The sequence below is a fragment of the Streptomyces rishiriensis genome (assembly GCF_030815485.1).
Taxonomy (GTDB): Bacteria; Actinomycetota; Actinomycetes; order Streptomycetales; family Streptomycetaceae; genus Streptomyces; species Streptomyces rishiriensis_A.
The window spans coordinates 421,020-433,577 of record NZ_JAUSWV010000002.1; the positions used below are offsets into that span (position 1 = coordinate 421,020).

A 12,558-nucleotide genomic window follows, 5' to 3' on the forward strand; every position below is an offset into this window, starting at 1 on the left:
CCCATTCCATAATTTGCCTATGGAGGCATCCGCAACAGGCGGTGCGCTGTTCAGTCCAGCAGCCTCAGCGCCTGCTCGGCCGCGTCCCGTACCCGGCCCGGGTCATCCGACGCCTTGCCGACCACCCGCAAACCTTGCATGAGCACCAGCAGCATCCGTGCGAGGGCCCGCGGATCGCGATCAGCGGACAGTTCGCCCTGTGCGCGGGCCCGTTCCAGCGCCGAGTGCAGCAGAGTCTCGATGTGGGCCCAGCTCGCCTCGACCCGGCGGGCCGCCGCCGGATCCTGCGCACCCAGCTCGGCGGCAGCGTTGGTGACGAAGCACCCTTTGCCACGCTGATCATCGGAGCTCGCCTCGGCCGCGAAACGCCGTACCACCGCCCGCACCACCGGCAGTGCAGGGCCCGGCTGGGACAGTTCGCGCAGAAGGCCCGCGTCTTGGCTCTCGTTATACCGGTCCAGCGCCTTCAGAAACAGCTCGTGCTTGTTGCCGAAGGTGGCGTAGATGCTGGCGCGCCCGATGCCGAGGCGTTCGACGAGGTCCGCCATCGAGGTCGCCTCGTAGCCACGCTGCCAGAACAGTTCCAGGGCTGACTGCAGTGCGGCGTCCGGGTCGAATTCCTTGGTTCTGGCCACGCTCGAACCCTAGGGATATTGAAACGATCGGTCAAGTTTTCTCTGACTCCGGCGGCTTGGGCCGGCAGCGCCGCCCGTGCTCGACTTCTGCCTCCCGCCGGTACCGACCGCCCCGTTCACCAGCACCGTCACGACGGGGCCCCGGCCGCTGGGTTGATCGGCTGAGGCCCGGTCGTTGACCCGTGGACACAGTGTTGGTGGTTGGAGAGTAGGTTGCGCTGGGTGTCTCTGTGCGCGGCACCGCGCGACCCCCTCGAAACCGCATCGATCAAGGTTCTTGCGGCTCGTCCGAGCCAGCGTCATCTGCAAAACCCCTGCGGCATAGCCTGGTTGCTCGAATTCGGTCGATGACGAGTCCCGCAAGTGCGGCCAGGAAACCGATCGCCGCTGCGCCGAAACCCACCCGCAGTAGTGGCGGTCGTCCGTTACCCAACGCGCGGGCGCCGGCCCAGACCGCTGCGGCCGTGAGCCCGAGACCCTGTATCCACCATCGTTCACCCTTGGCGCTTGTCATGTACTTAATCAGTGCCATACGTGATGATCCCACTCGCGCCCACCCACCACTCACCTCAACTCCCATCCCGTCTGCCGTCGACCCCCTTCCGGCAGGAATCAACCGACCCGGTCCGCCTGCTGTGGACGAGGGGCCGTGAACCGCCGAAGACCCCCGACCGCGATGGGCCGGGGGTCTTCGAACCGGTGACGCCACCTCGGCGCCGCACAAGGCACCCCCACCGACGCGGGGGTGCTCCTACGACCGAGGATCTGCACGGCCTGCGACTCTTGTCCTGCCCGCCGAGGCTGTTCGGGGAACGCGCCATCCACTACGCCCATGAACGTATGCCAGGCTGCACACGGCGGGCGCAGTCCAGCGTCGTCCGGGCGGTCTCCGGCCTGGTCACGGGTTTCAGGTGCGCACGACCAAGTAGAGCCACCCGCCCCACGTGCTCACGTTGCTGAGGTCCTTCGTGGAGCGCTCGTACTTGGAGCGGATGCGGAACTTCTGGTTGAGCGCGTTGGTGAGGCTGAGCTGCGCCTTCGCGCTGCCCGTCGACGACAGTGCGTAGCAGCCCGACGTGGTGAGCGTGTGCCAGGCGCCGCTGTAGTACCGCTGGACCTCGAAGCGCTCGCACTGGCCGGCTTTGTTGGGCGTGACGGTCGCGGTCACCGTGGGCTTCACCGTCTTGTGGAAGACGCGGTAGGTGATCCCGCTGTACGTGGTGCTCGTGTAGTAGCCGCCGAGCGCCGTCGCGATCTTCACGTAGCCGTTGACGGCGCGGGTGGCCGTCGCGGGGGCGTAGCGGTAGTCGCCCGCGAAGGACGCGGTGAAAGTGGTGTTGCGGGTGACCTTGTAGGTGGTCTTCAGGTTGCCGTAGGCGTCCACGGTGCCCGTTGTGAGCAGGGTCTTCGCCCCGCCGTAGGGCGTGGCGTGGATCGACACCGTGCGGCCGTTGTATGTGGTGCCCAGGTGCGCGGTGAGGGTGGCCGTCGCGCCGTACGCGTATGAGGGTGCGCTGCTGGTGACGGTCAGGGCGGTCGCCGCGCGGGACACCTGGACGGTGGCGACCGCGGTGGCCGCCTTGTGGGAGGCGTCACCCGGGTAGGTGACCGTGTAGGTGTTGGCGCCGCCGATGTCGGGGGTGTCCTTCACCGTGATGGTGCCGTCGGCGGCCACCGGAGCGGTCCAGGTCACCGGGGTGCTGTGGGCGGCGTCCTTGCGGGAGACGGTGACCGTCCGGCCGGCGGCGTACGGGCCGTCACCGAGCTTGCCGCCGAAGGACAGGGCCGCCCCTCGGACTGCGGTCGCCGGGGCGCTCAGCGTCAGCGCCGGGGCGTACGGGGCGACCACGAGGCTCATGCCGCTCTCGGACGGCTGGTGGGTGGCGTCCCCGGCGTACGTGAAGACGTACATGAACGAGCCGGCGACGCCCGGGGCATCGGCGACGGTGAACCCGAGGGTGGCCGGGTCCACGGGTACGGATCCCAGCGGCACGGTCTGCTGGGTGGTCTCGTCGCGCCGGGCCACCTGGACGGTGGTGCCCTGCGGGAAGGTGCCCAGCCCCAGTTGGGCCATGAGGCGGCCGGTGAGGACGACCGAGCCCGGGTTCGCCGAGGTGATGTCGGTGCCCACGACGTCGGTCGGCAGCTTCGCCACGTGCACGACCAGTGAGGCCGCCGCGGGGCGGTGGGTGGCGTCACCGGCGTACGCCACCTGGTAGGTGTATGCGCCCTCGTCCGGCCGGAGGTCGGTGAACGTGAACGTGCCGTCCGCGCCGAGTGTCGTGTCGGGCAGGGCGGTGCCGTCGCGGGTGACCTTCAGCGCGGCGCCGGCCGGCAGGAGGCCGCGGGAGCTCAGCGAGCCACTGACCGTGTACCGCTCGGTCGGCACCGCGTACTGCGGGTGGCGCAGGGCGAGTTCGCTGTCCGTCAGCTTCGCGGCGCCCAGCACGTTCAGGCTGTAGGCGCCCGAGGAGTCCTTGGTGACGGCGTAGAGGGTCGTGCCGTCGGCGCCCCACTCCAGGCCGTCCGGGACGACCGTGCCGGAGGGCAAGGTGAAGTGGTTCTCGGCGAGGGTGTTCGTGCCGGCGTAGAGGTAGAGGCCGGAGGCGCCAGCGACGGCGACCGTGCCGTCGGTGTCGACGACCACTGAGCCAGGCGCGGAACCGGAGCCGCCGGTGAAGTACGCGGCGGGGTCTGCGGACGCGAGGTCCGTGCTGCGGTACGCCCTCAGGGCGAGCTGCTGCGGGGCGGCCAGCAGCACCCGCGTGCCGTCGCCGGTGACGGCGAGCCCGGTTGCCGTGCCGCCGTGGACCAGGGTGTCCGCCTTGACCGACGCCGTGCCCGAAGCGACGCCGAAGGTCGCCACGTGACTGAGGTTGCCCTGCGGTTCCTCGGCCGCTATCACCTCGCCGCCCGTGGCGAGCAGTGGTGCGGTCGTCCACTGCGACAGGGCAGGCTGGGGGATCGCTGCCGGCGCGGGCGCGGACGGGTCGACCGAGCCGATGCCGCCCTTGCCGTCGGCTGTGTAGCCGTACCAGACGCGGCCGCCCGCCACCGCGACGGAGACCGGGGAGCTGCCCGCGCCGGTGGACCAGCGGGCGGTCTCGGTGAGTGTCGCGGTGTCGATCGCCGCGATCGCGCCGCCGTCCGCCAGCGCCGCGTACAGCGTGCCGCCGTCGGGCGACAGCGCCAGACCGGTGGCGCCCTGCTCCCCCGCGACGGTGGTGATCGGGGTGCCGGACAGATCGGTCACCACGATGCCGGTCGAGCCGGCGCCCTGGCTGACGAAGACGTGCTGGTGGGCGGGGTCGACCACCAGGTGCGCGTAACCGGACAACGGCAGTGCGGCCGTGTCGTCGGCGTATACCGCGGAGCCGGCCAGTCCGACGCTGGCGGTGGTCAGGCCGGCCACGAGCGTGAGGGTCGCGACCAGGGAGACCTGTTTGAGGCGCATGAGGCTCCTGTGAGAAAAAGGGAACAAGCAGCGGGACGATATCCCGCCGACCCGACACACCCGGAAGCAGGGGCCCACTGCGGGCGGGCAGTCCGCGGCGACTTCCGCCGGGGCGCCGGTGCCGCGGTGGCTTCCGCCGAGCGTCGACCCGCCGGCGCCGCCCTCTGCCGGGCTCACCAACGGCCGTCGGGACAGGCGGCCCGCTTCGTGCGCTCCCCCTCGTTCGGCCCGAGCCCTGGCCGAACCCGGATGCACCCTGGCCTAACCTTGGCGAATCGGCCCTGGCCTGGGGCGGTGTGCCGTTCGGGGCCGGGAGCTGCTCTGGCCTTCTCCGCCACCACAAATCAGTCAGGTGAACCCTGGGAAGAACCCTTTGACATCGGGCCCCGGATCGCTCCCCCGCCCTCTCAAGGGTTTCGGTGATAAGCCTTGTTGGCAATGCGCCAGCGGCCGTCGTCGTGGACCAGCAGGAAGATGTCGGTGAAGGTGTCCGCGCCGTGCCAGAGCGTCATGGTTGCGGTCGCGATCGTGCCGTGGACGTCTATGGCGTCGATTCGGCGGGAGCGGGTCGGTTCGTCCGGGGCCGGCTGGCCGTGGAAGAGAGCGCAGTATTCGTCCAGGCACCACGAGACGAATGCGCCGTCCCGTATTCCCTCGATATGGGCAGTGGGCAGGAACGCGTCGCGGAAGTGGGAGGCGTCGCCAGTGGCGTGTCCGCGGATATAGGCACGAAGTGGTTCGAGCACGATGTCTTCCACGGCGGGGACCCTGGCGGCAACGGCGATGTCTGCCTCGGGGTCCGAAGGGGCGTCGGCCAGGCCGGCTGCGCTGCGCAGGGGCGTGTTTGAGGCGGCGGCCAGCAGCGCCATGTCCTTGGCCAGCGCACCGATCGTGAACTCGGCCGTGACAGCGCCCGGTTCGTCGTCGAGGAAGGTTCGCTTGCGGGCGACGAACCCGCCGAGCTGGCCCAGTTCGAGGACGTCCAGCACCTGGCCACGGGGCAGGCCCAGGGCGTCGGCCTGCCGCAGTGAGTCGCGCAGCGCGAGGACGGCGCCGACGAGGCTGTTGTTGGCGATCAGCTTGAGCGCGGCGGCCGTGGCGGCGTCGTTGATGCGCCGCACGGTGCCAAGCGTTTCCAGAACCGGCCGTGCTCGGTCGAGCGCGTCTTGGTCGGCGGCGGCGAGGATCTGCAGGGTGCCGGCGGCGGCAGCCGGCACGGATCCGAGCAGGGGCGCGTGGACGTAGGACTGGCCGAGTTGCCGGGCCAGCTCCGACGCTTCGGCGGGGGCGATGGTGCTGACGTTCAGCACCATCGCGTCCGTTCGCAGCGAGTCACGGACCTGGTCGACGACCTGTTGGCAGGCCGGGCCGTCGAACAACGCAAGAAGTACGAGGTCGGCCCTCGCCACGGCGTCGTTCGGGTCGCCGGTCGTCTCGACAGCGCTTGCAGTGTGCCCGGAGCGTGTCCAACCGACGACATCCCAATGATGGCCGGCGAGTCGTGTCGCGATTGCGGCGCCCATGCGACCCAAGCCGAGGACGGCGATCGTGTGCGGTGCGGTCATGCATCCCAGCGTGGAGGCATCGCGATGCCTGCGACAAGCGCAGATCCAGCAGGACAGCGATGCGGGATGCGCATATCAACTAGGCATACTTCTCCCATGGAGTTGACCGTGTGGCGGACGTTCGTGACGGTGTGCCGGCTCGGGTCGCTGTCGGCGGCGGCCACCGAACTCGGTTACACGCAGTCGGCCGTGTCCCGGCAGATCGCCGGGCTCGAGCGCCAGCTCGGGGTGCCGCTGGTGCAGCGGCATGCGCGCGGCGTGCGTCCGACGCCTGTCGGCGAGGTGTTCCGGCACCACGCCCTGGTCACGCTCAACGACGCCGACCGCGCCCTGCGTGCCGTGCGGGACGCTCGTGACGGGTCGCCCAGCCGGCCTCTGGCCGTCGGCGCGACGCCGTCCCTGGCCGCCGGGATCATGCCCGCGGCAATCCGCCGCCTGCTGGACGAGGACGCCTCCCTCCGGTGGAGCCTGGTGCCCGGGCTGAGCTCACACCTGCACGACCGCGTGATCGCCGGCGATCTCGACATCGCGGTCGTCACCGACGCGCCACCGGGACTGCCCCATGACCCGCGTGTCGAACGGCGGTTCCTGGGGATGGACGACATGGTCGTTGTGCTGCCCATCGACCATTCGCGAGCCGGACACGGCCCGGTGCACATCCGGACGCTGGCCGACCAGACCTGGGTCGAGGACAACGACGGCTCGGCAGCCCTGCTGCGCCAGCACGCCGCCCGCGCCGGAGTCACCGCCCACATCGACCTCACCGCAGCCGATCTCCCCGGCAAGATGGCCCTGGTCGCAACGGGCCACGCCATCGCGCTCATTCCCGGTGTGCTGACGTGTTCGCTGCGGACCGACCTCACCACTCTGGCTCTCATCGATCCCCCGACCCGGGGCATCTACACGATCACACCGCGTCGCGACCCACACCCATCCTCAGCGGCCCTGCTCGACCAGCTCAGGACAGCCTTTGGTCAGGACCGCTTCCAACTCGGGGACACACGGCTCGCCCAGGACGTGCGCGTAGTTCGCCACCGCCTGCTGGAGTGAGTTCGGCGATCACGAGACCACCGTCAGCACGATCTTGCCTTGGATGTGGCCCTGCGCGGCTCGCGTGTGTGCGCTGCCCGCCTCGGACAGCGGGTAGGTGCTGTCCACCCCGACCTGGAGCTTGCCCTCGTTGAAGAGGCGCCCGATCTCGGCGAGCTGGGAGCCGTTTGAACGGACCTGGATGTTCGAGACTGTGACGCCCAGACTCGCCGTCTCTTGCGGGTCGTACTGCGCGAAGAACACCGGAAGCATGGTGCCGCCGTGCTTGAGCACGCTCAGGAAGCGTGAACTGTCCGGGCCACCGACGGTGTCGATCACCAGGTCGACACCGCTGACCACGTCCGCGGCCTGCGTCCTGGTGTAGTCGATGAACTCATCGGCACCGAGCTCGCGCAGGAACTGCTCGTGCCGTCCCGAGGCCACCGCGATCACGTGTGCCCCCTTCCATTTCGCCAACTGCACCGCGAAGTGGCCCACTCCACCGGCGGCCCCGTTGACCAGCACGGTCATCCCGGGCGTGATCGGCACCGGCTGGTGCACCTGGCCGGTGAAAGGAGACGGCACAACGTGGCCGAGATCAACCAGGTACTGCCAGGCCGTAAGCACGGCCATCGGCGCCCCAGCCGCCTGCACGTGGTCGATACCGGCCGGCTTGTGAGCCAGGTCCGAAGCCGGCGCGGCCACGTACTCGGCGTAGGTCCGGCCGTCGAATCCGGGGAACCGCAGCATGCCGAAGACCTCGTCACCGAAGGCGAACCCCAGCACGTCCGGAGCGACCGCTTGGACCACACCCGACATGTCCGTGCCGGGAATCAGGGGGAACTCCAACGTCGGCCTCATCTCGGCCGGCATGACCTTCATCCCCTCACGCAGGTACCAGTCCGGCGGGTTGATGCCCGCCGCGTGCACCCGGACGAGCACCTCGCCCGGGCCGATCTCGGGAACCGGCACCTCGTCATACTGCAAAACTTCCGGCCCGCCCGCTTCGTGGAACTGGATCGCCTTCATCGCACCTGTCGCTTTCTTGGGGAAGGTTGCTCCTCCAGTCAAGGCCCAGGACCGGTTGGCCGTCCAAGACCGGTTCGGCAACCTGATCATTCCGAAACGGCATGACGCGTACGCTGGAAAGGTGAACGATCGCGGACAGGACTTGGAACTGCGGCTGGTGCGCTACTTCACCGTGGTGGCAATGCACCAGCACTTCGGCCGGGCCGCCGCCGACTTGCACGTGGCCCAGCCGGCGCTGAGCCGCCAGATCCAACGGCTCGAGAAGCATCTCGGTGCACGACTGCTGGACCGCGTGCCCCAGGGCACCCGGCTCACTCCGGCCGGCCAGAGGTTCCTCCCCCGGGCCCAAGCCCTGCTGCGGGCCGCCCGCCAGGCCGAGCTGGTCGTGCGTGACCAAGCCGAGACCGAACGAATCGCCATCGGCCACGTCGAAGACCTGGTGATCACCGCCGCCGTACGGGAACTGCGCCGCCGTTACCCGGACGCCGAGATCGCCACCCGGTACCTGAGCTGCCGCGACGTCGGGGCGCTGTCCGACAAGCGCGTCGACGCCCTGATCGCGCGGGCCCCGCTGCCGCTCGCCGCCGACGACGTGTTCACCACCCCGCTGTACGAGGAGCCCCGGATGCTCGCGGTCCCGCGCGGCCATCCCTTGGCCGACCGCACGTCGGTGACCGCGGAAGAACTGGCCGGCGAAGAAGCGGCGCCGTGCGCGTTCGAGACCGCCGACTGGACTTCCTACCGGATCCTCGGGGCCGGCGTACCACCGATCGAGAGCTACGAGGACAAGCTCGAACTCGTCGCGAGTGGCAGGGCGATCGCCGTGCTACCGGTCGGCGATCGGCGCAGCTCACTGCGTCCCGACCTCGTCACCGTCCCGATCGAGGGCGCTCCCCCCAGCCAGGTCGTCCTGGTCAGCCGCAAGGGCGACCCGAATCCGATGATCAGGAATCTCCGGCTGGCGGCCAAGGCCGTCCTGACCGCCCAGGCAGCCTGACCGGGCGCCCTCGACCCGCATGACTGCCGGCAAGCCGTGCAGCACTGTGCACTTTCGTCGATGAGACGACGGAGGTATTCGCCTCGCTGGACTGCGGGAGCTGATCATGACCGAGCGGGACATCCTCCTCAACGAACTCGCGCAGGGCCTGCGCCCGATGTCGGAGGGCATCGAATGGTTCGACACCCACGGCCCGAAGGAGGCGGCCGAGGTTCTGTTGTTCCTGCGCCATCACTGCGTGCAGCCTCGCGCCGTCACCGAAGACGGGCCTGAGAGCATCCGACGTGCCGGGCTGCGCCCGACGCACACCCGGCCTGCCCTCGGCGGCGCACGCCGTGCACTCCCCCATCCGCCATGGACGCCCTGATGGGCGAACCCCCCGACGACGCCACCGTCCTGCTGGCCCAGTGGTGCCACGTCTGGCAGACGGGACGGCAGCGGCGCAAGGCCCGGCGAGCTGTACCGGTCGGGTGCGCAGCACCCGCTTCGCCATGTCGTGTGGGAGGGTGGAAGTGATGGACCAGCCTGGTTCCGTCGCTTTGAGGCTTCGTTGAGCCCTCGTCCCCGCTCCGAGCGGGCCGGGGCACGCGGATCGTGCCTGCGCGGCTTTGAACGCCGGACTCATGCACGGCCTCCCGGCCGTGTTTCCGGACCTCCTGGCTGCCTGCCAGGGCTTCCAGGGCTGTCGTCGCCCGCCCCACCACGGGGAGGCCCGATGAAGCCACACGCCGTTCACCTCCAGCTCCACGGCAAGCTCGCCGTCGTGACCCTCTGCGCCACAAGGCCCGGCGCGGTACGGCGCGACGCAGCTGAACTCGCCGATGCGCTCGCGGCGCTTCCGGAGCGGACTGTCTTTCTCATTCTCGATCTCGACCACGCCGACGGACTCGCGGCCGACGGGCTGGTGGCGGTTCTGGAATGGGCCCGTGCACACGCTGTCTTCGTCGCCGTTCTGGACGGGCCGGCCGGGCCGGGCGCCTTCTCGGCCTGTGGCGTGGCGGCGACAACGGACAGCGGACCGCAGGCCGCCCCCCGGGCATTCCGGCGCGGCATGCAAGAGCGGGACGTCGTCCACTTGGCCCTGGGCATACGACATGCCCGCCGCGATGCCCATCCCTGCGCGGGCCTGTGACCTGCCGGGCATCGTGTCCGATGTGTGCGGCGTGGCCAGGACGGTGTGGTGAGATGATGGGGAGATGAGCCCTCTCGGGAGGTGAAGCGCCGTGGACCCCGTCCCTCCTGACGACGACCGGCCCTGGCCCGGCGCGGCGGAGGACCAGGGCACTCCGGAGGCGCTCTCGGGTGCGGTGTCGGGTGTGGAGCGCCGGGAAGTGCCGGCTGTGCTGGGCCGAGCCTGCATCGACGCGCTGGACATCACCGGCGCTTCCGTCTCCCTCGCCGGGTCGGGTGACGCCCGGGCGCTGTGGTGGTCCTCCGACGAACGGGCCGGCCAGCTGGCCGAGGCCCAGTACACGCTGGGTGACGGACCGTGCCGCACCGCGTTCGAGCAGGCGGCACCGGCGCTGGCCGCGGACCTCACCGGCGGTGAGGATGCCTCGCGATGGCCGGTCTTTGCCCAACAGGCCGTCGCGCTCGGAGTGAAGGCCGTGTTCTGCCTGCCCCTGGGCGCAAACGGACTCGCCATCGGAACCCTGGACCTCTACCGCGACACCCCGGGCCCTCTGTCACAACGGGAGCTGTCCTTCGCGTTCCCCGCAGCGGAAGCGATCACTACGGCGCTGCTCGCGTTGCACGCCCAGGCCGGCACGCACCACGGCTGGTCCGCTGAGTGGCTGGACACCATGGAGACCGACCACGAAGAGGTCCACCACGCAACCGGAATGGTCATGGTGCATCTCGGGAGTAGTCCAGAGGATGCGCTGGCCCGCCTGAGGGCCCACGCCTTCGGACACGGACAGACCGTGACCGAGACTGCTCGCGACGTCATCGCCGGAAGGATCAGGTTCCATGATTAGGCCCCGCCGGACGGCAGGACCGGAGCTGGGAAAGGTTGACACCGGCATGAACCGCGAACAGCAACTGAGCGAGGCGTTCGTGAGTCTCACCGACCTCACCGCCGACGATGTCGATCCCCTGGTCCTGCTCCGCCGCCTGGTGGACCACAGCGTCCGGCTCACCAGCATCGACGCGGCAGGCGTGATGCTTTCCAACGCGCACGGCCGGCTCCGCCCCTTCTGCGCGACCTCGGACCTGGTAGAGGTCACCGAGATGTTCCAGGGCCAGATCGCACAAGGACCGTGCGTCGACTCCTACACCACGGGCGCACCGGTCCACGCCGACGATCTTGCCGACTACACGCAACGTTGGCCGGCCTTCATCCCCCTGGCCACGGCCGCCGGGTTCCACGGCGCCCACGCGCTGCCCCTGCGCGTCCGCGACCAGCAGGTCGGAGCCCTCAATCTCCTCACCCATACCCCCACTTCACTCTCCGACTCCGACAGCCGGCTGCTGCAGGCCCTTGCGGACGTCGCCGTCACCGCAGTGATCACCTGGACCGCCGGCCCCTTGCGCCCCCTCGACATCGTCACCCGCACCCAAATCGCCCTCTCCCAAAAGGCCGCCCTGGACATCGCCTCAGGCATGCTCGCCGCCACCGCCGACATCACCCCGGTCCAAGCGGTCACGCACCTGATCCGGTACGCGTCCGTCCGCGGCGAACGCCCCACCGAGATCGCCGAACAGCTCGTCCGGCGCGCCATCACCCCGCAAACCGTCCTGCAGAACGCTTCCTGAAGCGCCTGCCTGCGAGGCTCGGCAGCCGATGCGGGTGCCGTAGCGGTTGCAGGTGCGGGAGCGGCGCAGGTGCAGGAGCGGCGCAGGTGCGGGAGCGGCGCAGGTGCAGGAGCGGTGCCAGGCGGGGGGCGCTTTTGCGGCCCGGCCGTTCAGCCGCCGCCGGTACTCGGCTCCCTGAGCGAGTCCCGAGACATCATCTGCTCATAGGCCTGCGGGACAGCCCACCTCCACTGTCTGCCGATCTCGGGAAGCTACACCAGAGGGCACGGCCTGATGGGGGTCAGCGTGCGCGCTCCTCGACGAGGACGGCCAAGCCGTCCAGGATGCGCTGCAGGCCGAACTCCCATGCCTGGTCCTGACCGCCGGATCGAGCTGCTGATGTGAGGGCCGCGGTGAGGGCGGGAAAGCGCTCGCCGTGTGCCTCCATCAGGTCGCCGAGGATGGCGCCCAACTGGGCTTCGGGGTTGCCCGCCGGACCTGTTGCACGGGCCTGCTGGGTGATAGCGCGCACGTGACCTACCAGCAGGACAGCCGCGTCCATCCGTTCGGCGCCGCTCAGTCCCGTGCCGTCCAGGGCGGAGACCGCACGTTCCATCCAGGACAGCTCCGCGGGCCCGATGATCCGCGGCCCTACGGTGGTGTCCAGCACCCAGGGGTGCCGGCCGAAGACATCAATCAGCTCGCGGGCCCATTCCTGCAGTTGCTCCCGCCAGCCACTGTGCCGCGCCCCCACCGACGGGTACGGGCCGATCGCGGAGTCCACCATCAGCGCGACCAGCTCAGCCTTGCCCGGCACGTACCGGTACAGGGCCATCTTGGTCACGCCCAGCTGCGCGGCGACCCGCTGCATGGACACATCGGCCAACCCCTCCGAGTCGGCGATCTCGACTCCGGCCCGCGCGATGCGGTCCAGGTCGAGTGTCGGCCTGGGTCCCCGTGCGGGTCTGGAGTGCGGACCCCAGAGCAGCCGCACCGCCTCGGCGTGTTCGTCACCCATGTCCGCCGCTCCTCCTGACCTGCCTTGCCCAATCAACTGCGTCTACGGTACACAGTAATCAACAGTGTCCGCAGGACACAGTTTTCAGAGTGGAGGAA

Annotated in this window: 11 protein-coding genes; 6 read left to right on the top strand and 5 right to left on the bottom strand. The window is 69.8% G+C overall.

What is annotated here, in order from left to right; genetic code table 11:
* Positions 1–50: 50 nt before the first annotated feature.
* The 3 genes from QF030_RS04170 to QF030_RS04180 form a co-directional block, all read right to left on the bottom strand.
* A complete protein-coding gene (locus QF030_RS04170; protein ID WP_307161276.1) occupies positions 51–635 on the bottom strand; it encodes a TetR/AcrR family transcriptional regulator in 585 nt (194 codons plus the stop codon).
* Positions 636–1,542: 907 nt separating this feature from the next.
* Positions 1,543–4,089 (bottom strand): hypothetical protein, encoded by a 2,547-nt coding sequence (locus QF030_RS04175; protein ID WP_307161277.1) that lies wholly within the window; start codon positions 4,087–4,089, stop codon positions 1,543–1,545.
* A 407-nt stretch (positions 4,090–4,496) separates the two neighbouring features.
* On the bottom strand, positions 4,497–5,654 hold the full coding sequence (locus QF030_RS04180; protein WP_307161278.1) for a nuclear transport factor 2 family protein: 1,158 nt from the start codon (positions 5,652–5,654) through the stop codon (positions 4,497–4,499).
* A 96-nt stretch (positions 5,655–5,750) separates the two neighbouring features.
* Between QF030_RS04180 and QF030_RS04185 the strand changes: the two genes are divergently transcribed.
* A complete protein-coding gene (locus QF030_RS04185) occupies positions 5,751–6,704 on the top strand; it encodes a LysR family transcriptional regulator (RefSeq protein ID WP_307161279.1) in 954 nt (317 codons plus the stop codon).
* 9 nt (positions 6,705–6,713) lie between these two features.
* On the opposite strand, the gene QF030_RS04190 is transcribed toward QF030_RS04185, so the two are convergent.
* Complete coding sequence (locus QF030_RS04190; protein ID WP_307167462.1) at positions 6,714–7,712, bottom strand: NADP-dependent oxidoreductase; 999 nt, start codon at positions 7,710–7,712, stop codon at positions 6,714–6,716.
* A 121-nt stretch (positions 7,713–7,833) separates the two neighbouring features.
* On the opposite strand from QF030_RS04190, the gene QF030_RS04195 reads away from it, so the two are divergent.
* The 5 genes from QF030_RS04195 (at position 7,834) to QF030_RS04215 (ending at position 11,463) form a co-directional block, all read left to right on the top strand.
* On the top strand, positions 7,834–8,709 hold the full coding sequence (locus QF030_RS04195; protein WP_307161280.1) for a LysR family transcriptional regulator: 876 nt from the start codon (positions 7,834–7,836) through the stop codon (positions 8,707–8,709).
* Positions 8,710–8,815: 106 nt separating this feature from the next.
* Positions 8,816–9,076 (top strand): DUF5958 family protein, encoded by a 261-nt coding sequence (locus tag QF030_RS04200; RefSeq protein ID WP_307161281.1) that lies wholly within the window; start codon positions 8,816–8,818, stop codon positions 9,074–9,076.
* Positions 9,077–9,424: 348 nt separating this feature from the next.
* A complete protein-coding gene (locus QF030_RS04205; protein WP_307161282.1) occupies positions 9,425–9,841 on the top strand; it encodes a hypothetical protein in 417 nt (138 codons plus the stop codon).
* A 91-nt stretch (positions 9,842–9,932) separates the two neighbouring features.
* Positions 9,933–10,685, top strand: coding sequence for a GAF and ANTAR domain-containing protein (locus tag QF030_RS04210; RefSeq protein WP_307161283.1), 753 nt, complete (start codon positions 9,933–9,935; stop codon positions 10,683–10,685).
* A 46-nt stretch (positions 10,686–10,731) separates the two neighbouring features.
* Positions 10,732–11,463 carry a GAF and ANTAR domain-containing protein gene (locus tag QF030_RS04215; RefSeq protein WP_307161284.1) on the top strand — a complete coding sequence of 244 codons (732 nt, stop codon included), beginning with the start codon at positions 10,732–10,734 and terminating at the stop codon, positions 11,461–11,463.
* A gap of 280 nt (positions 11,464–11,743) precedes the next feature.
* Here the strand turns inward: QF030_RS04215 and QF030_RS04220 are convergent, their stop codons facing one another.
* On the bottom strand, positions 11,744–12,460 hold the full coding sequence (locus QF030_RS04220; protein WP_307161285.1) for a TetR/AcrR family transcriptional regulator: 717 nt from the start codon (positions 12,458–12,460) through the stop codon (positions 11,744–11,746).
* Between the last annotated feature and the right edge of the window lie 98 nt (positions 12,461–12,558).

What these genes read in the sequence shown, in the direction of transcription:
- QF030_RS04220 (WP_307161285.1), bottom strand. Translation starts at nt 12,460, where the DNA reads ATGGGTGACGAACACGCCGAGGCGGTGCGGCTGCTCTGGGGTCCGCAC.
- QF030_RS04215 (WP_307161284.1), top strand. Translation starts at nt 10,732, where the DNA reads ATGAACCGCGAACAGCAACTGAGCGAGGCGTTCGTGAGTCTCACCGAC.
- QF030_RS04205 (WP_307161282.1), top strand. Translation starts at nt 9,425, where the DNA reads ATGAAGCCACACGCCGTTCACCTCCAGCTCCACGGCAAGCTCGCCGTC.
- QF030_RS04175 (WP_307161277.1), bottom strand. Translation starts at nt 4,089, where the DNA reads ATGCGCCTCAAACAGGTCTCCCTGGTCGCGACCCTCACGCTCGTGGCC.
- QF030_RS04190 (WP_307167462.1), bottom strand. Translation starts at nt 7,712, where the DNA reads ATGAAGGCGATCCAGTTCCACGAAGCGGGCGGGCCGGAAGTTTTGCAG.
- QF030_RS04180 (WP_307161278.1), bottom strand. Translation starts at nt 5,654, where the DNA reads ATGACCGCACCGCACACGATCGCCGTCCTCGGCTTGGGTCGCATGGGC.
- QF030_RS04185 (WP_307161279.1), top strand. Translation starts at nt 5,751, where the DNA reads ATGGAGTTGACCGTGTGGCGGACGTTCGTGACGGTGTGCCGGCTCGGG.
- QF030_RS04200 (WP_307161281.1), top strand. Translation starts at nt 8,816, where the DNA reads ATGACCGAGCGGGACATCCTCCTCAACGAACTCGCGCAGGGCCTGCGC.